Source organism: Telluria sp. B2 (genome assembly GCF_051789535.1).
GTDB lineage: Bacteria > Pseudomonadota > Gammaproteobacteria > Burkholderiales > Burkholderiaceae_D > Telluria.
Window position 1 is genome coordinate 79,360 of the sequence record NZ_CP196525.1, and the last position, 24,127, is coordinate 103,486.

General features: G+C 63.6%; 16 protein-coding genes and 3 tRNA genes. 10 read left to right on the plus strand and 9 right to left on the minus strand.

Annotated features, from left to right (window positions below):
• Positions 1 to 394: 394 nt before the first annotated feature.
• Complete coding sequence (gene uvrA / locus ACSUZJ_RS00330) at positions 395 to 3,244, plus strand: excinuclease ABC subunit UvrA (RefSeq protein ID WP_499412292.1); 2,850 nt, start codon at positions 395 to 397, stop codon at positions 3,242 to 3,244.
• Positions 3,245 to 3,431: 187 nt separating this feature from the next.
• Here uvrA and ACSUZJ_RS00335 read toward each other — a convergent pair whose 3' ends face one another.
• Positions 3,432 to 4,229 carry a lipid-binding SYLF domain-containing protein gene (locus tag ACSUZJ_RS00335; RefSeq protein WP_499412293.1) on the minus strand — a complete coding sequence of 266 codons (798 nt, stop codon included), beginning with the start codon at positions 4,227 to 4,229 and terminating at the stop codon, positions 3,432 to 3,434.
• 203 nt (positions 4,230 to 4,432) lie between these two features.
• Here ACSUZJ_RS00335 and ACSUZJ_RS00340 point away from each other — a divergent pair, with 203 nt between their 5' ends.
• Positions 4,433 to 4,888: a DUF2214 family protein gene (locus ACSUZJ_RS00340; protein ID WP_499412294.1), complete on the plus strand. Its 456-nt coding sequence runs from the start codon at positions 4,433 to 4,435 to the stop codon at positions 4,886 to 4,888.
• A 66-nt stretch (positions 4,889 to 4,954) separates the two neighbouring features.
• Entirely contained in the window at positions 4,955 to 5,263 is a 309-nt protein-coding gene (locus ACSUZJ_RS00345; protein WP_499412295.1) for a P-loop NTPase family protein, read from the plus strand.
• 348 nt (positions 5,264 to 5,611) lie between these two features.
• Here the strand turns inward: ACSUZJ_RS00345 and ACSUZJ_RS00350 are convergent, their stop codons facing one another.
• Positions 5,612 to 7,477, minus strand: a complete 1,866-nt coding sequence (locus ACSUZJ_RS00350; RefSeq protein WP_499412297.1) for a phosphoenolpyruvate carboxykinase (GTP) — start codon at positions 7,475 to 7,477, stop codon at positions 5,612 to 5,614.
• A 349-nt stretch (positions 7,478 to 7,826) separates the two neighbouring features.
• Here ACSUZJ_RS00350 and ACSUZJ_RS00355 point away from each other — a divergent pair, with 349 nt between their 5' ends.
• Positions 7,827 to 8,816, plus strand: coding sequence for a D-2-hydroxyacid dehydrogenase family protein (locus ACSUZJ_RS00355; protein WP_499412298.1), 990 nt, complete (start codon positions 7,827 to 7,829; stop codon positions 8,814 to 8,816).
• A 207-nt stretch (positions 8,817 to 9,023) separates the two neighbouring features.
• On the opposite strand, the gene ACSUZJ_RS00360 is transcribed toward ACSUZJ_RS00355, so the two are convergent.
• Positions 9,024 to 9,779 (minus strand): L-asparaginase, encoded by a 756-nt coding sequence (locus ACSUZJ_RS00360; protein WP_499412299.1) that lies wholly within the window; start codon positions 9,777 to 9,779, stop codon positions 9,024 to 9,026.
• A gap of 138 nt (positions 9,780 to 9,917) precedes the next feature.
• On the opposite strand from ACSUZJ_RS00360, the gene ACSUZJ_RS00365 reads away from it, so the two are divergent.
• Both ACSUZJ_RS00365 and ACSUZJ_RS00370 read left to right on the plus strand, forming a co-directional pair.
• Complete coding sequence (locus ACSUZJ_RS00365; protein WP_499412300.1) at positions 9,918 to 10,403, plus strand: asparaginase domain-containing protein; 486 nt, start codon at positions 9,918 to 9,920, stop codon at positions 10,401 to 10,403.
• A gap of 101 nt (positions 10,404 to 10,504) precedes the next feature.
• On the plus strand, positions 10,505 to 12,106 hold the full coding sequence (locus ACSUZJ_RS00370; protein WP_499412302.1) for a catalase: 1,602 nt from the start codon (positions 10,505 to 10,507) through the stop codon (positions 12,104 to 12,106).
• 239 nt (positions 12,107 to 12,345) lie between these two features.
• Here ACSUZJ_RS00370 and ACSUZJ_RS00375 read toward each other — a convergent pair whose 3' ends face one another.
• The 4 genes from ACSUZJ_RS00375 to ACSUZJ_RS00390 all read right to left on the minus strand — a co-directional run bounded on the left by ACSUZJ_RS00375 (position 12,346) and on the right by ACSUZJ_RS00390 (position 19,225).
• On the minus strand, positions 12,346 to 13,242 hold the full coding sequence (locus ACSUZJ_RS00375) for a recombination-associated protein RdgC (RefSeq protein ID WP_499412303.1): 897 nt from the start codon (positions 13,240 to 13,242) through the stop codon (positions 12,346 to 12,348).
• Between the two features lie 86 nt (positions 13,243 to 13,328).
• A complete protein-coding gene (gene dinB, locus ACSUZJ_RS00380; protein WP_499412304.1) occupies positions 13,329 to 14,405 on the minus strand; it encodes a DNA polymerase IV in 1,077 nt (358 codons plus the stop codon).
• A 421-nt stretch (positions 14,406 to 14,826) separates the two neighbouring features.
• Positions 14,827 to 16,638 carry a S8 family serine peptidase gene (locus ACSUZJ_RS00385; protein ID WP_499412306.1) on the minus strand — a complete coding sequence of 604 codons (1,812 nt, stop codon included), beginning with the start codon at positions 16,636 to 16,638 and terminating at the stop codon, positions 14,827 to 14,829.
• Between the two features lie 364 nt (positions 16,639 to 17,002).
• Positions 17,003 to 19,225, minus strand: a complete 2,223-nt coding sequence (locus ACSUZJ_RS00390; protein ID WP_499412307.1) for a TonB-dependent receptor — start codon at positions 19,223 to 19,225, stop codon at positions 17,003 to 17,005.
• On the opposite strand from ACSUZJ_RS00390, the gene ACSUZJ_RS00395 reads away from it, so the two are divergent.
• The 4 genes from ACSUZJ_RS00395 to ACSUZJ_RS00410 all read left to right on the plus strand — a co-directional run bounded on the left by ACSUZJ_RS00395 (position 19,224) and on the right by ACSUZJ_RS00410 (position 20,036).
• On the plus strand, positions 19,224 to 19,388 hold the full coding sequence (locus tag ACSUZJ_RS00395; protein WP_499412308.1) for a hypothetical protein: 165 nt from the start codon (positions 19,224 to 19,226) through the stop codon (positions 19,386 to 19,388). The two genes, ACSUZJ_RS00390 and ACSUZJ_RS00395, sit on opposite strands and share 2 nt — an antisense overlap.
• Before the next feature lie 306 nt (positions 19,389 to 19,694).
• Positions 19,695 to 19,770, plus strand: a tRNA-Val gene (locus ACSUZJ_RS00400).
• Positions 19,771 to 19,806: 36 nt separating this feature from the next.
• Positions 19,807 to 19,883, plus strand: a tRNA-Asp gene (locus ACSUZJ_RS00405).
• A gap of 76 nt (positions 19,884 to 19,959) precedes the next feature.
• Positions 19,960 to 20,036: transfer RNA gene (locus ACSUZJ_RS00410), tRNA-Asp, on the plus strand.
• Between the two features lie 260 nt (positions 20,037 to 20,296).
• On the opposite strand, the gene ACSUZJ_RS00415 is transcribed toward ACSUZJ_RS00410, so the two are convergent.
• Together ACSUZJ_RS00415 and ACSUZJ_RS00420 are read right to left on the minus strand one after the other, a co-directional pair.
• The gene (locus ACSUZJ_RS00415; RefSeq protein WP_499412309.1) at positions 20,297 to 21,460 is read right to left on the minus strand and encodes a GGDEF domain-containing protein; all 1,164 of its coding nucleotides are present in this window, start codon (positions 21,458 to 21,460) and stop codon (positions 20,297 to 20,299) included.
• 310 nt (positions 21,461 to 21,770) lie between these two features.
• Positions 21,771 to 24,104, minus strand: coding sequence for a YgiQ family radical SAM protein (locus ACSUZJ_RS00420; RefSeq protein WP_499412311.1), 2,334 nt, complete (start codon positions 24,102 to 24,104; stop codon positions 21,771 to 21,773).
• Between the last annotated feature and the right edge of the window lie 23 nt (positions 24,105 to 24,127).

The following is a 24,127-nucleotide window of genomic DNA, read 5'->3' on the forward strand; positions in this document are numbered from 1 at the left end:
GTGGAATCAGGTCGGGGTTCCGCGACATGTGGTTGAACGCGTGGAGTGATGCGGGCTAGATGCCCGCGTCACGAGCCGTCCACCCTACGGGTATGCCGGACGCGCCAAGGCTGAGCAAAAACCAGCAAATCGCGAATTTATTTTCGGATTCTGAACGGTTTGTCATTGAAGCGGAGCGGAAACGGCACACATAAGACGGGCCAGGGGGCGAACGCGTTAGCCAAGCTTGCCAAGGTGGCATATCAGCTTGCCAGCGCTGATACACCCACCACTGGATAAACGTACAGCCGAAGCAAAAAACGGCTAAACTAGCAGATTCCCCTCGATTGGCCCGCTCACCGCGACAGTATCGTGCGCGGCCCGCACAAACTTATTGAAAGCCTGCCAAAAATTAATGGAAGAAATTCGTATTCGTGGTGCCCGCACGCACAATCTGAAGAACATCAACCTCGACCTGCCGCGTAACAAGCTGATCGTCATCACCGGCCTGTCGGGTTCGGGCAAGTCCTCGCTCGCCTTCGACACCCTGTACGCCGAGGGTCAACGCCGCTACGTCGAGTCGCTGTCGGCCTACGCGCGCCAGTTCCTGCAATTGATGGAAAAGCCGGACGTCGACCTGATCGAAGGCCTGTCGCCGGCGATCTCGATCGAGCAGAAGGCCACTTCGCACAATCCGCGCTCGACGGTGGGCACCGTGACCGAAATCCACGACTACCTGCGTCTGCTGTACGCGCGCGTCGGCACGCCCTACTGCCCGGACCACCCGCACGAGCCGCTGGCCGCGCAAACCGTCTCGCAGATGGTCGATGCCGTGCTGGCGATGCCTGAAGGCACGAAGCTGATGATCCTGGCGCCGGTCGTGGCCGGCCGCAAGGGCGAGCACAGCGATTTGTTTGCGACCATGCAGGCGCAGGGCTTCGTGCGTTTCCGCATCCAGAGCGGAGTCAATCCCGCCAGGATTTACGAGATCGACGACCTGCCGAAGCTCAAAAAAACGGAAAAGCACTCGATCGACGTCGTCATCGACCGCGTCAAGGTCAATCCCGAGATCAAGCAGCGCGTGGCCGAGAGCTTCGAGACCGCGCTGCGCCTGGCCGACGGCCGCGCCGTCGCCTACGAAATGGACACGGAAAAAGAGACCGTGTTCTCGAACAAGTTCGCCTGTAACGTCTGCGGCTATTCGCTGCAGGAGCTCGAGCCGCGCCTGTTCTCGTTCAACAACCCGATGGGCGCCTGCTCGGAGTGCGACGGCCTCGGCCACATCGAGTTCTTCGATCCGAAGCGCATTGTCGCCTTCCCGAACCTGTCGCTGGCCTCCGGCGCGGTGAAGGGCTGGGACCGCCGCAACCAGTTCTATTTCCAGATGCTGTCGAACCTGGCGGCCTACTACGACTTCGACCTGGATACGCCTTTCGAGAAACTGCCGAAGAACGCCCAGGACGCCGTGCTGTTCGGTTCCGGCAAGACCGCGATCCCCTTCACCTATGTGAACGAGCGCGGCCGGACCGTGATCCGCGAGCACACCTTCGAAGGCGTGGTCAACAACCTGCAGCGGCGCTACCGCGAGACCGACTCGATGGCGGTCAAGGAAGAGCTGGCCAAGTTCATCAACGAAAAGAAGTGCCCGGTCTGCGAAGGCGCGCGCCTGCGCACCGAAGCGCGCTTCGTCAAGATCGGACAAGGAGCGCAACAGCGCGCGATCTATGAAGTGTCGGACCGTCCGCTGCGCGAGACCCTCGACTACTTCGAGTCGCTCGAGCTGACCGGCGCGAAACGGGATATCGCCGAGCGCGTGATCAAGGAAATCACCGCGCGCCTGAAGTTCCTGAACAACGTGGGCCTGGACTACCTGTCGCTCGACCGCAGCGCCGATACGCTCTCGGGCGGCGAGGCGCAGCGCATCCGCCTGGCCTCGCAGATCGGCTCCGGTCTCACCGGCGTGATGTACGTGCTGGACGAACCCTCGATCGGCCTGCACCAGCGCGACAACGACCGCCTGATCGCGACCCTGAAGCACCTGCGCGACATCGGCAACAGCGTGCTGGTGGTCGAGCACGACGAGGACGCGATCCGCACCGCCGACTACATCGTCGACATGGGTCCGGGCGCGGGCGTGCACGGCGGCGCCGTGATCGCCGAGGGTTCGCTCGAAGAGATCATGAAGAACGAGCACTCGCTGACCGCGCAGTACCTGGACGGCCGCCGCAAGATCGAGGTGCCGAAGAAGCGCACCCCGGCCAACCCGGAGCGCCAGCTCGTGATCACGAACGCGACCGGCAACAACCTGAAAAAGGCGACGCTCACGCTGCCGGTCGGACTGATGACCTGCGTAACTGGGGTCTCGGGTTCGGGTAAGTCGACGCTGATCAACGACACCCTGTACCCGGCCCTGTCGCGCCACCTGTACGGCTCGCAGACGGAACCGGCGCCGCACGACGCGATCCACGGCCTCGAGCACTTCGACAAGGTGATCTCGGTCGACCAGGCGCCGATCGGCCGCACCCCGCGTTCGAACCCGGCGACCTACACCGGCGTGTTCACCCCGATCCGCGATTTGTTCGCGACCGTGCCGACCGCGAAGGAACGCGGCTACTCGGCGGGCCGCTTCTCGTTCAACGTGAAGGGCGGACGCTGCGAAGCCTGCCAGGGCGACGGCGTGATCAAGGTCGAGATGCATTTCCTGCCGGACGTGTACGTGCCTTGCGACGTCTGCCACGGCAAGCGCTATAACCGCGAGACGCTGGAAGTGCAGTACAAGGGCAAGAACATCACCGAAGTGCTGGAGATGACGGTTGAAGATGCGCACGAGTTCTTCAAGCCGGTGCCGGTGATTGCGCGCAAGCTGCAAACGCTGCTGGACGTGGGCCTCGGCTACATCAAGCTGGGCCAGAGCGCGACCACCCTGTCGGGCGGCGAGGCCCAGCGCGTGAAATTGTCGCTGGAACTGTCCAAGCGCGATACGGGACGCACCCTGTACATCCTGGACGAGCCAACCACTGGCCTGCACTTTGCCGACATCGACCTGCTGCTGAAGGTGATCCATCGCCTGCGCGACCAGGGCAACACGCTCGCGATCATCGAGCACAATTTAGATGTGATCAAGACCGCGGACTGGATCGTCGACCTCGGTCCCGAAGGCGGCGCCGGCGGCGGCACCATCGTCGCGACCGGCACGCCGGAAGAGGTGGCCGAGAACCCGGCCAGCGTCACCGGCAAGTACCTCAAGCCGTTGTTGAAGGCTTGATGCGCCGCTAAGAAAGAGTAAGCACTGGAGTAAGCCCGGAACCGCGCATGCGGATCCGGGCTTTTTTCATGGGCGAGCCGCGGATACGCAGGCCGACGCGGCGCATACGGTCGCGTAGCCTGCTTACGTGCTGCAACCAAGGTGGGTTCGAGAACCCACCCTACGTGTTTGTGATCGACCAGCGTGCCTAACGGCTGCGCTCGTCTTCCTTGGTGCTCTTGTCGCCTGACTTGGTGCCGGCGGTCCCGCTGCTGCCCATGCTGGACGCGCCCTTGCCGCTGGAGGCGCTCGCCAGGGCCTGGCGCAGCTCGGCGGCATGGGGATTGTTGACCTTCCCGCCCAGGACGTCGCGCGCCGCCACCTGGCGGCCGTAGTAGCCCGAGGTTTCGTCCTCGTCGTAGTCGACGTCGTCGACGCCAATGGCCGCACCGCCGAACAGCCCCTCGGTGTTCGACCAGGCGGTGATGTTGCCCCAGCCGGCCGCGCCGGTCCCCTTCTTCGACCAGTCCACCACCGTCAGGCCGGCATCGGCATTCAACGAGAACTTGTTGTTCTGCATGAAGCTGTTCATGGCCTTCTGGTCGTTCAGCACGAAGGCAATCGCGCCGGCTTCCGCACCGGCCTGGGCGCCGATGCTGACGCCGCCGAAGTTGTAGAAGGCCGGATTGCTCCAGGAGTCTCCTTTGCGCATCAGCAGCACGCCGGCGCCGCCGCGCGCGCCGATGCCCAGGGCCGCGGTGCCGTAATCGGGCACCACGAACACGCCTTTCGAACGCTGCAGCAGCGCGCGCATTTCCGGCGTCGCCTGCATCTGCTGTACCACCCGCACCGCCTTGTCGACGTGCTCGATGCCTTTTTTCATCTCCTTCTGCTGGCGCGTGGTGCCCGGGGTGCCAGCTTCCTTCGCCGCCCCGACCTGCGCGCTGGCCTCCCCGGCCACTCCTGCCAATAGCACGGCAAAAGAAGTCGCAGCGAGTTGCTTCATGGTCGTTTTCATGACTCGGCCCTCCTCAGGTGACATGGGAACATGAAGAGCCTAAACCCCACGTCGAAGGAGGAGCGCCAGTTTGAAAGCGGGAAACCAGGCATCCGCGGCCGCGCGGCAGGACGTGATCGACGCACGTCGGTCTTGACACTGCAGAGATACGAGAAGACATTGGCATATCTTCATCGTCCAGGATATTGACCATGAGCGACCTCCTGCTTGCCATCGTCCACCACCTGATCGTCTTCGGCATCGCGGCCGTGCTGGCAGCCGAACTGGCGCTGATGCGCCCGGCCGCCATGTCGGCGCAGACGGTGCGGCTGCTGGGACGCTTCGATGCCGCCTACGGCATGCTGGCGCTGGCGATCCTCGCCGCCGGCTTCGTGCGCGTCTGGTACGGCGCCAAGGGACCGGATTTCTACCTGCACAATCCCATGTTCTGGGCCAAGATCGCCGCCTTCGGCGTGGTCGGATTGCTGTCGATCCAGCCGACGCTGCGGATCGCGGCCTGGCAAAAGGCGGCCAAAGCCGACGCCGGCTTCCTGCCCTCGCTGCAGGAAGTGGGCAAGCTGCGCCGGGTGCTGCTGGCGGAGATCCACGTATTCGCGCTGATTCCGATCTTTGCCGCCGCCATGGCGCGCGGCATCGGTCTTGGCTGAACAGGGCATGCGCATGCATTACCATGTCGCCTGATCGGTTTCTCTCGGCCGGACAAAGGAGAATGCATGCGAGTACTCATCATGGGCAATTCCGGGTCGGGCAAGTCGCATCGTGCGCAGGCCCTGGCGGCACGGCACGGGCTGGTGCATCTGGACCTGGACACCATCGTCTGGGAGCCGGGACAGATTGCGGTGCCGCGCGCGCCCGAACAGGTGCGCGCCGACCTGCTGGCCTTTGTCGACAGGCATGAGAGCTGGATCGCGGAAGGCTGCTACGGCGACTTGATCGAAGCGGCGCTGCCCCACTGCTCGGAACTGGTGTTCATGAATCCCGGGCTGGAAACCTGCCTGGAGAACAACCGCAAGCGGCCGTAGGAGCCGCACAAGTATGCGTCGATGGAGGCGCAGCAGAGCAAACTGAGCTTCCTGCTCGACTGGGTAGCGGGATATTACACGCGGGACGATGCGATGTCGTATGCAAGGCACCGGCGGCTGTTCGATGCGTATGGCGGACACAAGACCGAAGTAACAGCGCTGTCATAACGTAGGGTGGGTTCTTGAACCCACGCGGTACGCTAGATGCTCAGCTGCAATATTTCCACAGGTTTGCGGCGGCGCATACGGTGGGTTCAAGAACCCACCCTACAAAAAAAGGGCAGGACCACACGGTCCTGCCCTTTTTCACGTGACGGCGCTCAACACGCGCCGCCCCTCCTCAGAAACTTACTGGGCCAGCTGCTTTTCCAGCTTGGCCTTGGTCTCCACCAGCTCCTGCGGCAGGTGGTAGGCCAGCTTCTCGAACAGCTCGCTGTGCAATTTCAGTTCTTCACGCCAGGCGTCCTTGTCGATCGAGGTGATCTGCGTGAACTGTTCCTGGGTGAACTCCAGGCCGTCCCAGTTCAGGTCGCCGTAGTTCGGCGAGGTGCCGAACAGGTGCTCGCTGCCGCCGGCCTGGCCTTCGGTACGTTCCAGGATCCACTTCAGTACGCGCATGTTGTCGCCGTAGCCCGGCCACACGAAGTTACCTTGCTCGTCGGTACGGAACCAGTTGACGCAGAAGATCTTCGGCAGCGCGGCCGCGTTCTTCTCGGCCACTTTTTTGCCGAGATCCAGCCAGTGCTGGAAGTAGTCGCTCATGTTGTAGCCGATGAAAGGCAGCATCGCGAGCGGATCGCGGCGCACCACGCCCATCTGGCCGGCGGCGGCGGCGGTCGTTTCCGAGCCCATGGTCGCGGCCATGTAGACGCCTTCGACCCAGTCGCGCGCCTCGGTCACCAGCGGCACCGTGGTCGAGCGGCGGCCGCCGAAGATGAAGGCCGAGATCGGCACGCCGGCCGGATCGTCCCAAGCCGGGTCGATCACCGGGTTCTGGGTGGCGGCCACCGTGAAGCGGGCGTTCGGGTGCGCAGCCTTGGTGCCGGACGCCGGGGTCCAGTCCTTCCCCTGCCAGTCGATCAGGTGGGCCGGGGCTTCCTTGGTCATGCCTTCCCACCAGACGTCGCCGTCGTCGGTCAGCGCGACGTTGGTGAAGATCACGTTCTCGCGCAGCGAGGCCATGCAGTTCGAGTTGGTCTTGTCGTTGGTGCCCGGGGCCACGCCGAAGTAGCCGGCTTCCGGGTTGATCGCGTACAGCTTGCCGTCCGCGCCCGGCTTGATCCAGGCGATGTCGTCGCCGATGGTCGTGACCTTCCAGCCGTTGAACGAGGTCGGCGGGATCAGCATGGCGAAGTTGGTCTTGCCGCAGGCCGATGGGAAGGCGGCAGCGACGTATTTCTTGTCACCTTGCGGCGACTCAACGCCCAGGATCAGCATGTGCTCGGCCAGCCAGCCGGTGCCGCCCTGTTGCGCTTCCTGGTAACCCATGTTCGAGGCGATGCGCAGCGCGAAGCACTTCTTGCCCAGCAGCGCGTTGCCGCCGTAGCCGGAGCCGAAGGACCAGATTTCGCGGGTTTCCGGATAGTGGACGATGTACTTGGTGCTGTTGCACGGCCAGCGCACGTCCTGCTGGCCAGCGGCCAGCGGCATGCCGACGCTGTGCACGCAAGGCACGAACTCGCCGCTCTCGCCCAGCACGTCGTAGACGGCCTTGCCCATGCGCGTCATGATGCGCATGTTGACGGCGACATAAGGGGAGTCGGACAGTTCGACGCCGATGTGGGCGATCGGCGAACCCAGCGGGCCCATCGAGAACGGCACCACGTACATCGTGCGGCCGGCCATGCAGCCGTCGAACAGGCCGTTGAGCGTCGTGCGCATTTCGGCCGGGTCCATCCAGTTGTTGGTCGGGCCTGCCTGTTCCTTCGTTGCCGAGCAGATGAAGGTGCGGTCTTCCACGCGCGCCACGTCCGAGGGATCGGAATGGGCCAGGTAGGAATTCGGACGCTTCTCCGGGTTCAGGCGCTTCATCGTACCGGCTTCGACCATCTGCGCGCACAGGCGGTCGTACTCTTCCTCGGAACCGTCGCACCAGTAGATGGCGTCAGGCTTCGTCAGGGCGGCGATGTCCGCGACCCAATTGATGAGCTTTTGGTGTTTGATGTAAGCTGGAACGTTCAGTGCGGCGACGCCGCCCATCACGGGCTGGTTCATAGTACCTCCAATGCCAATAAAGAATTCTGGTCTGGTCCCGGCACGGCAGATCGTCGTGTGCCCGGGACTACGCTTTGAATCCCTTCGCTCGGGTCGAGCGCGGCGGTACGGCGGTCATGTCGACAACCCCGGTGACGAGGCTGGGTGGAACGGTGCAGCCGGGTCTGATATAAGAAACAGTGGTGTCAAACCCTTAATATTCGGGCGATTGTACACCCCTGAAACCGATGCACAAGCTCTTCGGCCGGAAAAATGTAGGAAATATAGTTGACTAAAGTAGTAGGCTACATACATTCTTCCGGATCGTGTTATTTCTTTACGTACTCATCAATAACTTCGGCCAACTCCGATGAAAATTGCCATTCTTGACGATTACCAGAATGCCGTACCGGGTCTCGACTGTTACAAAATTTTGGACGGCCACGAGGTCAAAGTGTTCAACAATTCGACGCGCGGCCTGGGCCAGCTCGCGGTCCGGCTGGCGCCCTACGACGCCCTGGTCCTGATCCGCGAGCGCACGCCCTTCCCTGCCGCCCTGCTGAACAGGCTGCCGAACCTGAAGCTGATCTCGCAGACGGGCAAGGTCAGCGGGCACGTCGACGTGGCCGCCGCGACCGCGCGCGGCATCGCGATTGCCGAAGGGGTCGGCTCGCCGGTAGCGCCGGCCGAGCTGGCCTGGGCGCTGATCATGGCGGCCAGCCGCAAGATCCTGCCGTATGCGAACAACCTGAAGGAAGGGCTCTGGCAGACGGCCTCGCTCAACCTGCAACTGAACGGCCTGGGCCGGGTGCTGCACGGGCGCACGCTCGGCATCTGGGGCTACGGCAAGATCGGCCGCCTGCTGGCGGGCTACGGCAAGGTGTTCGGGATGCAGGTGATGGTGTGGGGTAGCGAAGCGAGCCGGGCCGCAGCCATCAGCGACGGTTATAGCGCCGCAGCCTCGCGCGCGGCTTTCTTTGCCGAGGCCGATGTGCTCAGTGTGCACCTGCGGCTGGCGGAGGGGACGCGCGGCATCGTCAAGGCCGAGGATTTCGCGCGCATGAAGCCGGATGCCCTGTTCGTGAACACGAGCCGCGCGGAACTGGTGGAAGAAGGCGCGCTCGAGGAAGCGCTGCGCCGCGGCTGTCCGGGCGGCGCGGCCGTGGACGTGTTCACCAGCGAACCGCTGGCGCCGGACGCGCCCCTGCTGCGCATCCCGACGGTGCTGGCCACGCCGCACCTGGGCTACGTCGAGCAGGATAGCTACGAGATGTATTTCCGGGCGGCGTTCGAGAACATCGTGAATTTTGCCGCAGGCAAGCCGACGAATATCCTGAATCCGGAAGCGTTAGCACCCTGAAGGGCCCTTAACCGTAGGGTGGGCACCCCGTGCCCACGCGAAAGCCTGCACGGTGTTAGCACAACACGCTTCGGAACAGCCGCGCTGTCGAAAGGTATCGAATGATCATCTGGAAGCGCTTCGATTTGTCCGCGGCCGCTCGTACAAATGCTGACAACGCGGCGCGAACTTCCGCGTGGGCACGGGGTGCCCACCCTACGAGTGAGGTTAACCCAGCTCCGGCTCGCCCGTTAGCCTGATGCGCCGCGCCGGCATCACGTGGGTACCCGTCCACAAGCCCGCCCAACCCGGCGGCCAGCCGATGTCGGGACCGGCATACGGTTTCACGCCCGCGCGCACCGGCACCACGGGCACCGGCGGCGCCTCGACCAGGCCGCCGCCGGCGGGACGCTCCATGTTCAGGCTGTACATGTAGCCCGGCAGCAGCAGCTCGCAGACATCGGCAAACCAGGCGGTGTGGTCTTCGTCGCGGCCCAGGGCCTGGGCCAGGCCCTGCGGGTCGAATTTCGCCAGTGCGTGGATCAGTTCATCGGTGCTGGCGCCCGGGGAATCTCCCCATCCCATCACCGGATTGTTGTTGTACTCGGCGCCCGAGCCATACCAGCCTTCGCGCCAGGAGCGCTGCATCCAGTTGCGCTGGCCGGTGAACAGATGCCAGCGCCAGTGCAGGCCGGAAGGCTTGGGCCAGGAATACAAATACAGTTTCTGGTAGCCGGCCTTGTGCAGTTCGCGCACCACGGCCATCAGGCGCGCATGCGGCATGCGGTCGGGCGGGGTACGGCGGAACAGGATCGGTTCGCCATCGGCATGCTGCACTTCGTCGCTCGACAGATTCAGGTCGAGCGTACGCGATTCGTTGCCGAACCGCGCCGAGATCCACCCGGTCAACAGGTTGACGTGGGTGATCACGCCATACCCGCGATGACGGTGGAAAATAACGGTTCCTGGAGCAACGGCTTTCATGTTCTATCGCAGGCAAATGCCTATAAAAAAGGGGAGTCTACTCATCCGATCCAATTGATTCTAGCGCAGTCACATGTGGATACACTACCGTTTGCGGCTATCATTACCCACCTTTTTTCACTGCCTTTACAAACCGATATGACTCTGCGACTCATCGCCACCGGCGGCACCTTCGACAAACACTACAATGAGCTGAACGGCGTGCTCGGCTTTGCTGAAAGCCACCTGCCAGCCGTCATCGCGCGTGCCCGCATGACCATTCCCGTCGCGCTCGAAGTGCTGCCGCTGCTCGATTCGCTCGACATGCAGGACCCCGACCGCCAGCGCGTACTGGCCTCCTGCCAGGCCGCATCCGAGAAGGCGATCGTCATTGTGCACGGCACCGATACCATGCGTGAAACCGCGGGCGTGCTCGGCGGCGCGCAGCTCGACAAGACCATCGTGCTGACCGGCGCCATGATCCCCTACGAGATCGCGAACTCGGACGCGCTGTTCAATCTCGGCTTTGCCTGCGGCGTGGCGCAGACCCTGCCGGCCGGCGTCTACGTGGCGATGAACGGCCAGGTGTTCAGCTGGGACAACGTCACCAAGAACCGCGCCGCTGGCGTGTTCCAGCCATTGTAGGCAGCGCCGGATACAAGCCCTTTCCCAAGGGCAGCAGAGCGCTGCCCTTGGGAAGAACTTCCTATACTTTTCTCTCCCGTGACCAGAGAGGAGAGTTTCCCATGTCAGACCGTCCCATCCTGACCACCCGCCAGGGTCACCCCGTGCGCGACAACCAGTCGCTGCGATCCGTCGGCGAACGCGGTCCGGCTACTCTCGAGAACTACCAGTTCATCGAAAAGATTACCCACTTCGACCGCGAACGCATCCCCGAGCGCGTGGTGCATGCGCGCGGCACCGGCGCCCACGGCTACTTCGAAGCCTACGGCAAGATCGGCGACGAACCGGCCAGCAAGTACACCCGCGCCAGGGTGCTCAACGAGGTCGGCGTGCAGACGCCCGTGTTCGTGCGCTTCTCGACCGTGATCGGCGCCAAGGAGTCGCCGGAAACGGCGCGCGACCCCCGCGGCTTCGCCGTGAAACTAAAGACCGTCGAAGGCAACTGGGACCTGGTCGGCAACAACCTGAAGGTCTTCTTCATCCGCGACGCCATCAAGTTCCCGGACATGATCCACGCCTTCAAGCCGGACCCGGTCACCAACCAGCAAGAGCCCTGGCGCTTCTACGACTTCATCGCGAACCACCCTGAGTCGCTGCACATGGTTACCTGGGTCAAGAGTCCATGGGGCATCCCGGCCAACTACCGCGAGATGGAAGGCTCGGGCGTGAACACCTATAAACTGGTGAACGACGAAGGCGTGGCCCACCTCGTGAAATTCCACTGGCAGCCGCGCCAGGGCGTGCGCAACCTCACCAGCCAACAGGCGGCCGAGATCCAGGCCCACGACACCAGCCATGCCACGCGCGACCTGTACAACGCCATCGAGCGCGGCGACTATCCGGAGTGGGAATTCTGCGTGCAGATCATGGCCGACGGCGAGCATCCCGAGCTCGACTTCGATCCGCTGGACGACACCAAGCGCTGGCCGGAAGACCAGTTCCCGCTGCTGCCGGTGGGACGCATGGTGCTCGACCGCAATCCGGACAACGTGTTCGCCGAGACCGAGCAGTCGGCCTTCGGCACCGGCGTGCTGGTCGACGGCATCGATTTCTCGGACGACAAGATGCTGCAGGGCCGCACCCTGTCCTATTCCGACACCCAGCGCTACCGCGTCGGCCCGAACTACCTGCAATTGCCGATCAACGCGCCACAGGAAAAGGCCCGCGCGAAAACCAACCAGCGCGACGGCCAGATGACGTATTACGTCGACGATGGCGGCGAAAACAAGCACATCAACTACGAACCGAGCCTGATGGGCGGCATGCAGGAAGCGCCGCAGCCGCAGCGCGACTACCACCAGTATGTGGAAGGCCACCTGGGGCGCTACCAGACGACCAGTACCGCGGCCGACTACAAGCAGGCGGGCGACCGCTACCGGACCTTCGAGGACTGGGAGCGCGACGACCTGGTCAACAATGTCGGCGGCGATTTGAAGCAGTGCCCGGAACCGATCCAGCTGCGCATGGTCTGGCACCTGTGGCATTGCGACGAGGACTATGGCCGCCGCGTGGCGGAAATTGCCGGCATCGACCTCGAGAAGGCCAAGGCCCTGCCGCCGCTGCCGGGCAAGCCGGCGCCGCACGAGAACCGCCAGGGAGCGACCTATACCGATGGCAAGAGTGCGGAGCCGGCGACCAGCGAGGAGGTGGCGAGCGCGAAGTAAGGTGCTTGCTGCGTCGGCAAAACAAAACGGACCCGCGCGGGTCCGTTTTGTTTGTGGCTTTTCGTAGGGTGGGCGCGGCCGGCGTAGGCACCTGTGTCCACGCGGTACGACGTATGATCCGCCGATACGTCAATCATATGGCATCTGCCAACGATCTCCGGAAGCGCCAGGGTATGCGTGAGCACGACCGCGTGGGCACAGGTGCCCACCCTACGCCTTCGGCAAACGCGACGGCGTTCTCAGGCCTTCGCTTCGCCGCCCAGCGCCTCGACCACATCGGTCAGCATCTTGGCCAGCTCGCCGGTCATCAGCATGATGTCGTTGTCGAAACGCTCGTCGTCGCTGTAGGTGACGGTTTCGCCTTCCTTGATGACGTCCAGCGGCTTGACGCCCTTGATCGCCAGCGCTTCGGTCAGCACGAACGAGATGCGGCTGTTCCAGGTCATCGCCAGGCGGGTGCACTGCTTGCCCGAGGCGATGTGGCGGCGGATGTCTTCCGGATCGAGCGAATGCTTCACGTAACGCACGGCCGCGCGGCTCTCGCCGGTGGCGCGCAGTTCGGTGTCCTGGTCGATCGTGAAGTTGTACGGCGCTTCATCCGATTCGAGCCAGCCGGTCATCACGGCCACCGGCGAGCGCTGCACGCGCAGCGATTCCAGCGGCAGGCGGTCCACCGCCTTCAGCAGCAACTTGATGACGTCGTCGGCCTTCGACGGGCTGGCGGCATCGATCACCAGCCAGCCGTTCACCGGGTCGATCCAGGTCCAGACATTGCTGCGGATCGAGAATGCGCGCGGCAGCAGTTCGTCGGCCACGCGTTCCTTCAGTTCCTTCATCGCCTTCTTGCCCGGTGGGAAACCCTGCTGCTCTTCCAGCTCGGCCGCCTTGGCCTTGGCCACCTGGTTGATCACCGAGCTCGGCAGCAGTTTCTTTTCCGTGCCCAGCATCATCAGCATCTGCTTGTTGACCACGTGGACCAGCTTGCCGTTGCCGCGCGGCGAATCCCAGCCCTGGCGCAGCAGTTCATTGCTGCTGGCCGGCGTGAAGGCCTGCGACTGCAGCGCGTCTTCCATCTGTTCAGGGGTGAACGCCCAGTTCTGGGGCAGGCGGTAAATCTGAAGATTCTTGAACCACATAGTTGCTTTCTGTTGTCTCAGTATTTCAGGGGAACGACATTCTACACGTTGATGTCGAAGTATTTTCGGGCGGAAACGGCAACAATTTAATGTGTTGCGTGTTCGTCAAACAGGCTGAGCTGCTCGACGTTTTCGGTTTCGCCCAGGCGCACACCGACGCCCAGCAGGCGCACCGGGCGGCTGGCGCGCTGCCAGCCGATTTCCATCAGGCGGGCGTAGCTCGGCAGGTGTGGCGCGTAACCGACACACTCCACCGTGGTCTGCTGGAAGTCCGCGAATTTGATCTTCACGAACAGTTTATTGATGAATTTTTCCGCGCCGGCGCGCTTGATGCGCCCGAGCAGGTGTTCATACAGATCCGGCAATAGTGCCAGGCAGCCCGGCAGGTCCGGGATGTCCGGCGTATAGGTTTCCTCGGTGCTCACCGACTTGCGTTCGCGCTCGGGGCTGACCTCACGGTAATCGATGCCGCGGCATAAATCGTGCAGGCGCGCGCCGAAACTGCCGAAGTGCTCCTGCAGCTTCTGCAGGCTCCAGCCGCGCAGGTCGGCACAGGTCTTCAGCCCCAAATTGTTCATCTTGGCGGCCGTGACCTTGCCGACGCCATGCAGTTTCTTGACCGGCAGTGCGGCAACGAAGGCATCGACTTCTTCCGGGCGCACCAGGAACAGGCCGTCGGGCTTGTTCCAGTCGCTGGCGATCTTGGCCACGAATTTATTGGGCGCCACCCCGGCCGAGGCCGTGATGCCGACGGTCTCGAAAATGCGGCGCCGGATCTCCTGCGCGATCAGGGTCGCGCTGCCCCTGCAGTGTGGCGAGTTCGAGACATCGAGGTAGGCCTCGTCCAGCGACAACGGTTCGACCAGGTCCGTGTAGTCGCGGTAGATGTCCATGATCTGGCGCGAGGCGACCCGGTATTTTTCCATCGCCGGCGGAATCACCAGCAGGTCCGGGCACAATTTCATTGCCTGTGCTGTGGCCATGGCCGAGTGGATGCCGTAGCGGCGCGCCTCGTAGTTGCAGGTCGCGATCACCCCGCGCTGGTCCGGACGCCCACCGACGGCCAGCGGCCGGCCGCGCAAGGACGGATCGTCGCGCATCTCGACCGACGCATAGAAGCAGTCGCAATCGCAATGGATGATTTTACGTGCGGGGGCGTTCACTCGGGCGGCGGCGGGAGCCGACTACTGTCATTCTATACAGTATCTCGTCAATTGGGATTTGGTGCAAGAGCAGTCGTAACGCCGACTGTGGCCCATGGCGTTGGCCGATCCGTAGGGTGGGCACTCCGTACCCACGCGGAAGGTCGCACTGTGTTGATTGCTGTGCTGGCCCAACAGGATAATGATTGTTGACGTCTCCCAGAGAGTAGTAGCTAACGTCTCTCCCTTGGATACTCATCGGCATGCACTTGGCACCGATTACTGTTACCGCGCCGATGACGCGTCGTTCCGCGTGGGCACGGGGTGCCCACCCTACGGTCGAGGCCGCAGTCTTCAATGACGCAGTCGGTATATCAAAACGAAAAAAGACGCGCGGCAAGCCGCGCGTCTTCACCCTTGGTAAGCGACTGTTTTACTGCAATTACCAGCTCAGCTTCAGCGTGTACTTGCCGTTGGTCGAACCGGTGCCGCCGCTGTAGTACTTCACGCGCACGTAGCGTGCCGCGGTAGCGGTGGTCGTGTTCGTCACGGAAGCGCTGTCGACGGCGCCGGCGCTCTTCTCGCTGTAGGCCAGCTGGGTGCCGGCGCTGTTGTAGATGTACAGGTCGTAGTCGGCGGTCGACGAACCTGGGGTCATGGTCGCCGTGAGCGTCTTGCCGGCCGGCAGCTGGACCACGAAGTAGTCGTTGTCGGTGCTGGCGCTCATGGTGCCGTTGACCGTGGTGCCGCTGGTGCTGACGGCGTCGGCCGTCGAGATCGTGTTATTCGATTCCGATTCCGAGATCGTCGGGCCAGGCGCCGGGGTGGCGCCGCTGGCCGCTGCCACCGCTGCTGTCGCGTCGACGATGCCGCTGCCGCAGCCCGAGCAGGTCGCCGGGAAGGCGCGTGCCGTGCTCTTGAGCGTGGACTCGATCTGGTCGGGCGTCAGCGCCGCGTTCTTCGCCAGCATCAGGGCCGCCACGCCGGCGACGTGCGGGGTCGCCATCGAGGTGCCCTGGTAGGCGGCATAGCTGTCGGAACCCGGCGAACTGGTGCCGCTGTTCAGGGTCGACAGGACACCGCCGCCGGTGCCGCCGCCCGGGGCCGCCACGTCGACCACGGTGCCGTAGTTCGAGTAGGAAGCGCGGCCGCCGGCGCGGGTGGTCGCGGCCACGGTCACGACGCCCGAGCAGTTGGCCGGGTTCGAGTTCGAGGCGTTCTGGTTCTCGTTGCCTGCTGCCACGATCACGACGGTGCCGCGCGAACGGGCACTGTTGATCGCGTTCTGGGTGGTGCTGTCGCAGGCGCCGCTGCCGCCCAGCGACATGTTGATCACATGGGCGCGGGCCGCGATGGCCGGCACGCCGCTGACGCTGCCGCCCGAGGACCAGACGATCGCGTCGGCGATGTCCGAGGTATAGCCGCCGCACTTGCCGAGCACGCGCACCGGCACGATCTTGGCGCCATAGGCAACGCCGGCGACGCCGACGCCGTTGTTGGTCGCGGCGGCGATGGTGCCGGCCACGTGGGTGCCGTGCCAGCTCGAGTTCGATGCCGGCGAGCCGGCGTAGCAGGCGCCCGCGGCAACGGCGTCGCCCGGATCGGATGCGTCGCTATCGCGGCCGTTGCCGTCGTTGGAGATGGCGGTGTCGGAAATGAAGTCATAGCCGGCCAGGACCTGGCCGGAGAGGTCGGCGTGTGGACGATAGCCGGTGTCGATGACGGCGACGCGGATGCCGCTGCCGGTCGAGCTGTCCCAGGCTGCCGGCAGGCGCAGGCCGCCGGTCGCCTCGTAGTAGTGCCACTGTTCAGTGTAGCGCGGGTCGTTCGGCGTCATCATCCTGGTCATGATGCGGTCCGGCTCGGCGTATTCGATCGACGGGTCGCGCGCCATCATTTCCTTGGCCAGCGCGCCGGCTTCGGTCAGCGACAGCTTGCGGTTCATCTTCATCACATGCGCGCCGGTGGCGGTGGTGCGCACCGGTTCGAGCTTGGCCCCGAAGTCCTGGCCGGCACGGTCGACAACCGACTGGCGCGCCGCGGTCACGGCCGGCACGAAAGCGCGGCCGTTGACGACCTTGGCATCCTTGTACTTCACGATCATGCGATCGGTGTGCAGGATGTATTGCGATTCCTTGGCGGCGCCGGGAACGGCGTCGGGAACCGCCGCCGAGGCGTGGAGCGGCCCCACGACGATGGCCAGTGCTGCGGTGACCTTCAACAAGCTCGGATAAATCGAAAGCGTCGACTTCATGTTTCGTCCTTTGTTGTGTAGTTTTCCGTCAAGGCAAGAATTTGCCTTGTTGTGTAGTTGCTCCGGTTCTCTCCTACCGGAGTGCCCTCTCTTGGCGGCTCCAAAAGACTACTCCTGAGTAAATATGCGCGCAGGGAATTTCCAACGGTATGAGGCGCCGACGCAACGGATTTTACGGCCCAGTTAACAAAAACATCGTTTATTTGCAACAAATGTATGTACACCAAATAATATTAGGCCAAAGTTCATTATCATGTCTGCAACATCAATTACTTTACGTATATAGCAAGATATTTGTTTATTCAACAAGCATAAAAAAAGGCCGCGATTGCTCGCGGCCTTGTGTCCTGTCAGGTTCCTGTAATTAGAAGTTACCCTTGAATTGCACACCCCAGGTACGTGGCTCGTTCGTGAAACCGGTCAGGTTGTTGAAGTCGATTGCGCCCGTGATACGGCGCTCGTCCAGGATGTTGCGGCCGAAGACGGCGGCTTCATACTTGCCGTTGGCCCAGGTGTAGCCCACGCGCAGGCCGCCCTCGGTCAGCGGCTTGCCGGTGAACTCGGCCGCTTCGTACAGGAAGAAGTTGATCTTGCTGCGGTAGGACCAGTCGGTGAAGACGAAGAACTCGCCGTCGGCGACCGGCACGCTGTAGCGGGCGGTGGCGTTGACGATCCAGCGCGGCGCCTGCGGCAACATGTTGCCGTCGATGACGACGCGGCCGGCTTCATTGACCGGGTCGGTGATGGTGCAGGCGGCGCAGCGGTTCACCGACAGGCTGGCATCGCGGATCTCGGTGAAGTTGTAGCTGGTGCTGGCCGTCAGGCGCAGCGACGGGCTGACCGCCGCTTCGACGTCGAGCTCGACGCCGCGGCCCTTGGTTTTATCCGCATTGATCAGGCGGTTCACGTTCGAATTGCCGCCCACGACCGTCAGCTGCTGGTCCTTCACCGCGTAGTCGTAGACCGAGAACGCGACGCGGCCGCGGCGCTCGAACAGGTCGGCCTTCACGCCGGCCTCGACCGAGGTGATGGTCTCGGCGTCGGCCACCGTGATCGGCACCGATGCCGAGGCGGCGGCGATGCTCGGGGCGCGGAAGCCGGTGGCCACGCGGCCATACACGTTCACTTCCGGGGTCAGCTTGTAGCTGCCGCTCAGGTCCCAGCTGACCTTGTTCTTGCTGGTGCTGACCGCGGTGTCGCCGATCTGCACCACGTTTTCCGCGCGCACCGTGCGGAAGTCCTTCTCGTCCTTCGTGTAGCGCACGCCGGCGCGCAGGTCGAAGCTTGGGGACACCTTGTAGGTCGCCGAACCGAACACGGCCCAGGCGGTATTGCCCTGGCGGCTCGCCAGCACCGAGGTGCGCGCGCCGGTGCTGCTGTTGAAGTTGTCGCTGCCGCCGGTGGCGCTCTCGTCGAACCAGTAGACGCCGGTCTGCCAGTTCAGCGGGCCCGCGTATTCGGACTCGAGGCGGAATTCCTGGCTGTATTGCTTCAGGTCGTCGATGTAACCCGCGGTCTCGACCTGGAAGGGGATGCGGCCCGGGCCGGCCGGGATGCCGCCGTCGATGTCGCCGCGGCTCAGGTAGTCGGCCACATTCTCGTAGCCGGTGACCGAGTACAGGCGGTAGTCGCCAAGGTCCCAGTTCAGGCGCAGGTTGGCGCCGCGCGTGGTCAGCTGCTGGTAGTTCTGGGCGTTGGTGACGATGCGATCCAGGTCGAGGCCGGCGGCAATGTCGTTGCTGCCCGGACGGATCAGGTTGGCGCGGAACAGGCGGGCGCTGCCGCTGGTGGTGCGCTGGTGCACGTTGAACAGCGCGTTGAAGGCGCCGCTCGGCTTGTACAGGAACTGCACGCGCTCGGCATGCTCGTTGTAGCCGTCGAGCTCGCCGCGGCGTTCGGTCATCGCCAGGTCGGCGTAGTTGTCGACGTAGTCATCGCGGTGCTGGCGCAGGGTCGAGGCGCGCATGGCCCAGGTGTCCGACAGCGGCACGTTGACCGCGCCTTCGAGATTGATGGTGTTGTGGGTGGCGACCGAGGCGTTGTAATAGCCCTCGATCTTGCCGAGGCGCGGCTTCTCGGATTCGAACTTCACGACGCCGGCCGGGGTATTGCGGCCGAACAGGGTGCCTTGCGGACCGCGCAGCACTTCGACGTTGGCCACGTCGAAGATCGGGAAGCCCTTCAGGATCGGATTTTCCTGCACCACTTCGTCGTAGATCAGCGAGACCGGCTGCGAGGCGAAGGTGTTGAAATCGGTATTGCCGTAGCCGCGGATGTAAAAGCGCGGGAAGGTGCGGCCGTTCGACGACTCCACGTTCAGGCTCGGGAGTTTGCCGGCCAGCAGGCGGATGTCCTCGCCACCCGAGGTCAGCACGTCGAGCTTTTCGCCGCGCAGGGCGCTGACGGCCACCGGCACGTCGCGGATGTTCTCGCTGCGGCGCTGCGCGGTCACGGTCACGGTCTGCAGCTCGGCCGCCGGCTGGGCAGCGCTCTGGGCCAGGGCCGGAACGGCCGGCAGGGCGGCCAGCGCCAGCATGGCGGCGTGCGCGCGCACGACGCGTTTGTGCATCTTGGACATCTTGATCATGAGTCTCTTCCTTGAAGTTAAAAAAACCGCGATGTCCACCATTCCTCCATGCGCCATCCAGGCGCGGCGGTTTGCCCGCCACGGCACCGCATCTTCTGATGTCTCGAGGTTGCCGTCTTACAAGGGCGCCATTGTTTGCTATACGAATTCGAATATCAAGTAAATATTCATATACAGATGTCGATTAGCAACAAATGTGCTAGACGGATTCCTAATGAGCTCGGAAGTCGTTGACAGGCCTGCCAGCGGCGGCCGATCGGTCCGGTCAGGCACGTGGCCATCTTGCCGGTGCCGATGGCGGGTATGTCCATTGACCTTGCATAAAACATCCACTTGGAACGGCCGGGTCGAAAAACCGTGTTTTGCATATTTTTCAGAAAAACCCTTGCACATTCTCGAAGCCATACGCTATGATTCGGGCCTCTTCGGACGTGATGACAAACGTCAGACGAAACGAATTCAGTGAGTGGGGCGCTTAGCTCAGTTGGTAGAGCGGATCCCTTACAAGGATTAGGTCGGGAGTTCGAGCCTCTCAGCGCCCACCAGATTCAGTTTCGATCGAAGAACCGATCAGTAAAAACGGAGCGGTAGTTCAGTTGGTTAGAATACCGGCCTGTCACGCCGGGGGTCGCGGGTTCGAGCCCCGTCCGCTCCGCCAGCATCGAGGGAAAAAGGTCCGGATCCCGGACCTTTTTTCTTGCCGTAGTACCGGTCCTGGCAAGACCACGAAAACTGGAGCGGTAGTTCAGTTGGTTAGAATACCGGCCTGTCACGCCGGGGGTCGCGGGTTCGAGCCCCGTCCGCTCCGCCAGCTTCAAGAAAAAAGGTCCGATTCGTCGGGCCTTTTTTCGTTTACGCGCAGGAGCGCTCCCCCTGCGGGGTGATTCCGACCAATGGGAGGAGTCACGGGTTTGGGGCGAGAAGGGATTCCCTTGCAAGGGAATCCGCGGCCCGCGGCACGTGGGCGAGCCCCGTCCGCTCCGCCAGCTTCAAGAAAAAAGGTCCGATTCGTCGGGCCTTTTTTCGTTTACGCTTTATTTTCCATTGCCCCGCATGATGGATGTTCACCCATCATGCCGCCTGCCGCACCGCCCCGCCGATCTCGATCCGGTTGCGCCCGTTGCGCTTGGCCGCATACAGTCCGCGGTCGGCGCGCGCCAGCGCCGCCGCCAGGTCTTCGTTGGGCTCGATCACCACCAGACCGGTACTCACCGTCATCGTGTAGTGGTTGCCGCAGGTGAGCAGGCGGATCCCCATCGTCGCTTTGCGCAAGCGCTCGGCCGCCTGCATCGCGCCGGCCAGGTCGGTGCCGGGCAGGGCCAGGGCGAATTCCTCGCCGCCCATGCGGCCCAGGATGTCGTGCTCGCGCAGGATGGCGCCCGTGGTGCGTGCGAACAGCAACAGTGCCTCGTCCCCTGTGGCGTGGCCGAAGCGGTCGTTCAATTGCTTGAAATGGTCGATGTCGAGCATCAGGAGCGCGATCGGCTGGCGCTGGCGCAGCGCCAGCATGCGCGCGGCCTCGGCGCGGGCGAAGAACTCGCGCCGGTTCAGCAGGCCCGTCAGGTCGTCGGTGCTGGCCAGCCGCTTCATGGTGGCATCGTTGCGCTGCTTGCACATCAACAGGAAGCCGAATCCGTTCACGATCATCAGCATGTAGCCTGAGACGTACGCCGCCACCTGGCTGATGTCGGCGCCGCCCAGGTCCAGCTCCCCGCGCGTGACGGCGCCCAACGCCCAGGCCGCGATCGCCAGCCCGAATACGGCATCGTTCACGCCGATCATACGCTGCAGCAGCGAGGGATTCTTCAGCTTCGGGTGGAGCAGCAGGCAGGCGGTGGTGATTGCGCACAGCGAGAACATGCAGGCGATCAAGCCCATCAGCTCGCCATATCCCGCTCCCATCAGCGGCGCGGTGCAGGCCAGCAGTAGCGCCAGCCCGGCCAGCGGATAGACGATGCGCCGCCAGTGGCGCAATTCGAAGAAGGTGCAATATGCCGCGACCTCGAGCGCGAGCCCGGCGATCCAGCCCATGGGCTCGAGCAGGGCCAGGGCCGGTACGCCCAGCTGGGGACGCGCAAAGGCGAGCAGCTGGGTGGCACCCGCGACCAGGCGCGCCCAGGTCCAGATGCGCAGGCCAGGGCTGGGCGCGGTGTCATGTATGTAGGCGACCATCAGCAGGGCAAACGAAATGTTGCCGATACCGAGCGCCAGCATGAAGGTTTGAATATCGATCACTGCGCGTTCCTTACGGGAGAGTTGATGCCGTCAAAGCGCAACCGACCGATGCGCGGCGCCGCAGCCTGACAGAGGAATTACTAATAAAATTACAACAACTATTTCCCAAAGGAACTATATTACAGACTTTCCCTCGTTTCCGTACGCACGATTGAAAGATTTAGCCAGGTCCGCCCTCCCTGGCGCCGCGCATCATGCAATGTATCTCCATGCATGTCGTCAACAGACAACAACCACAGCAGCCATGAAAAAGGCCAGCACACGCTTGGGGCGTGGCTGGCCTGATTGGCTTGCGGGTGCTTGGCTGCTCTTACTTGCGTCCCGCCTTCGGCTTGGCCTTGATGGTCGACAGGATCGACGGCCGGGTCTTCTCCGCGGCGGGCGCCGCGCGTCCGCCTGCCTGGGCACGTTCCGGCTGGCGCCGCGCATTGGCCGCGATCTGCGCATTGACCATCTGATGCGCAGGCGCGGAGATGCCGTTGCCACGCTTGCCCGGCGCCGCCGCCACCGGCCGTGCGCCGGTCTGGCGGTTGCCGCCCTGGCGCGCCCCGGTCTCGCGCACCGCGGGCATGGCGCCCTCTTCCGACGGATGCCAGGCCGGCACCAGGTGGCGCTCGCCATTGCCGATCAGGTCGCCACGGCCCATCTTGACCAGGGTCTCGCGCAGGATCGGCCAGTTCTCCGGATGGTGGTAGCGCAGGAAGGCCTTATGGGCCTTGCGCATCTTGCCGCTGCGCGCGGTCTCCACGGTTTCCGAATCTTCCGTCACCTTGTGCAGCGGATTCTTGCGGCTGTGGTACATGGTCGTGGCCATCGCCATCGGCGTGGGCGTGAAGGTCTGCACCTGGTCGAGCTTGAAGTTGTTCTTCTTCAGCCACAGGGCCAGGTTCAGCATGTCCTCGTCGGTCGAACCCGGGTGGGCGGCGATGAAGTAGGGGATCAGGTACTGCTTCTTGCCCGCTTCCAGCGAATACTTGTCGAACAGGCGCTTGAACTCGTCATAGGCGCCGATGCCCGGCTTCATCATCTTCGACAGCGTGCCCTGCTCGGTGTGCTCCGGCGCGATCTTGAGCAGGCCGCCCACGTGGTGGGTGACCAGTTCCTTCACGTACTCCGGCGAACGCACGGCCAGGTCGTAGCGCAGGCCCGAGCCGATCAGGATCTTCTTGATCCCAGGAATGGCGCGCGCCTTGCGGTACAGCGAGATCAGCTTGCTGTGGTCGGTGCCCAGGTTGCTGCAAATCGTTGGATACACGCAGGACAGGCGGCGGCAGGATTCCTCGATCCTCTTGTCCTTGCAGGCCAGGCGGTACATGTTCGCGGTCGGGCCGCCGAGGTCGGTGATCGTGCCGGCGAAATTCTTCGTCGTGTCGCGGATCAGCTCGATCTCGCGCAGGATCGACGGTTCCGAGCGGCTCTGGATGATGCGGCCCTCGTGCTCCGTGATCGAGCAGAAGGTGCAGCCCCCAAAACACCCGCGCATGATGTTCACCGAATACCGGATCATTTCCCAGGCCGGGATATGGGCCTTGCCATAGCTCGGGTGCGGCGCGCGCGCGTAGGGCAGGTCGTAGACGTTGTCCATCTCGTCCATGGCCAGCGGCAGCGGCGGCGGATTGAGCCAGACGTCGCGGTCGCCGTGCGCCTGCACCAGGGCGCGCGCATTGCCCGGGTTCGATTCCAGGTGGAACACGCGCGAGGCGTGCGCATACATCACCGGATCTTCGCTGACGGTCTCGAAGGACGGCAGGCGCACCACGGTCTTTCTCGCCTGCTCGCGCTTGGCGGCCTGGCGCTCTTCGCGCGTCATGATGACGACCGGTTTCACTTCCGGCTCCGGCGCGGCATTGTCGAGCGCGCAAGCTTTTGGATCTTCCAGCGCCATCGCGTAGGGGTTCGGCTGCTTGTCGATGCGGCCCGGCACGTCCACGCGCGTGGAATTGTGCACCGACCACTCCTCGTCCGGCAGCCAGCCCTGGGGTACCAGGAAGGCGGTGCCGCGCAGGTCGCGGATATTCTTGATGTTCTCCCCGGCCGCGATGCGGCGCGTGACGTCCACCAGGGCGCGCTCGGCGTTACCGAAGATCAGCAGGTCGGCCTTCGACTCGAACAGCACCGAGCGGCGCACTTTATCGGACCAGTAATCGTAGTGGGCGATGCGGCGCAGCGAGGCCTCGATCGAGCCGATGATGACCGGCACGCCGGGATAGGCTTCGCGCACGCGCTGCGCGTACACCGTCACCGCCCGGTCCGGGCGCTTGTTCGGCTCGGCGTTCGGCGTATACGCGTCGTCCGAGCGGATTTTACGATCGGCCGTGTAGCGGTTGACCATCGAGTCCATGTTGCCGGCGGTGATGCCCCAGTACAGATTGGGTTTGCCGAGCGCACGGAAGGGCTCGGCCGAGGTCCAGTCTGGCTGGCTGATGATGCCCACGCGGTAGCCTTGTGCCTCGAGCAGGCGCCCGACCAGCGCCATGCCGAAGCTCGGATGGTCGATATAGGCGTCGCCGGTCACCAGGATGATGTCGCACGAATCCCAGCCCAATGCGTCCATTTCGGCGCGGGTCATCGGGAGGAAAGGCGCGGCAGGTGCGCGGCTGGAGCGCTTGGGGACGCTCGCGAAGAGATTGGTTGGGGAGTTCATTGGCCGGCATTGTACCGGAAAAC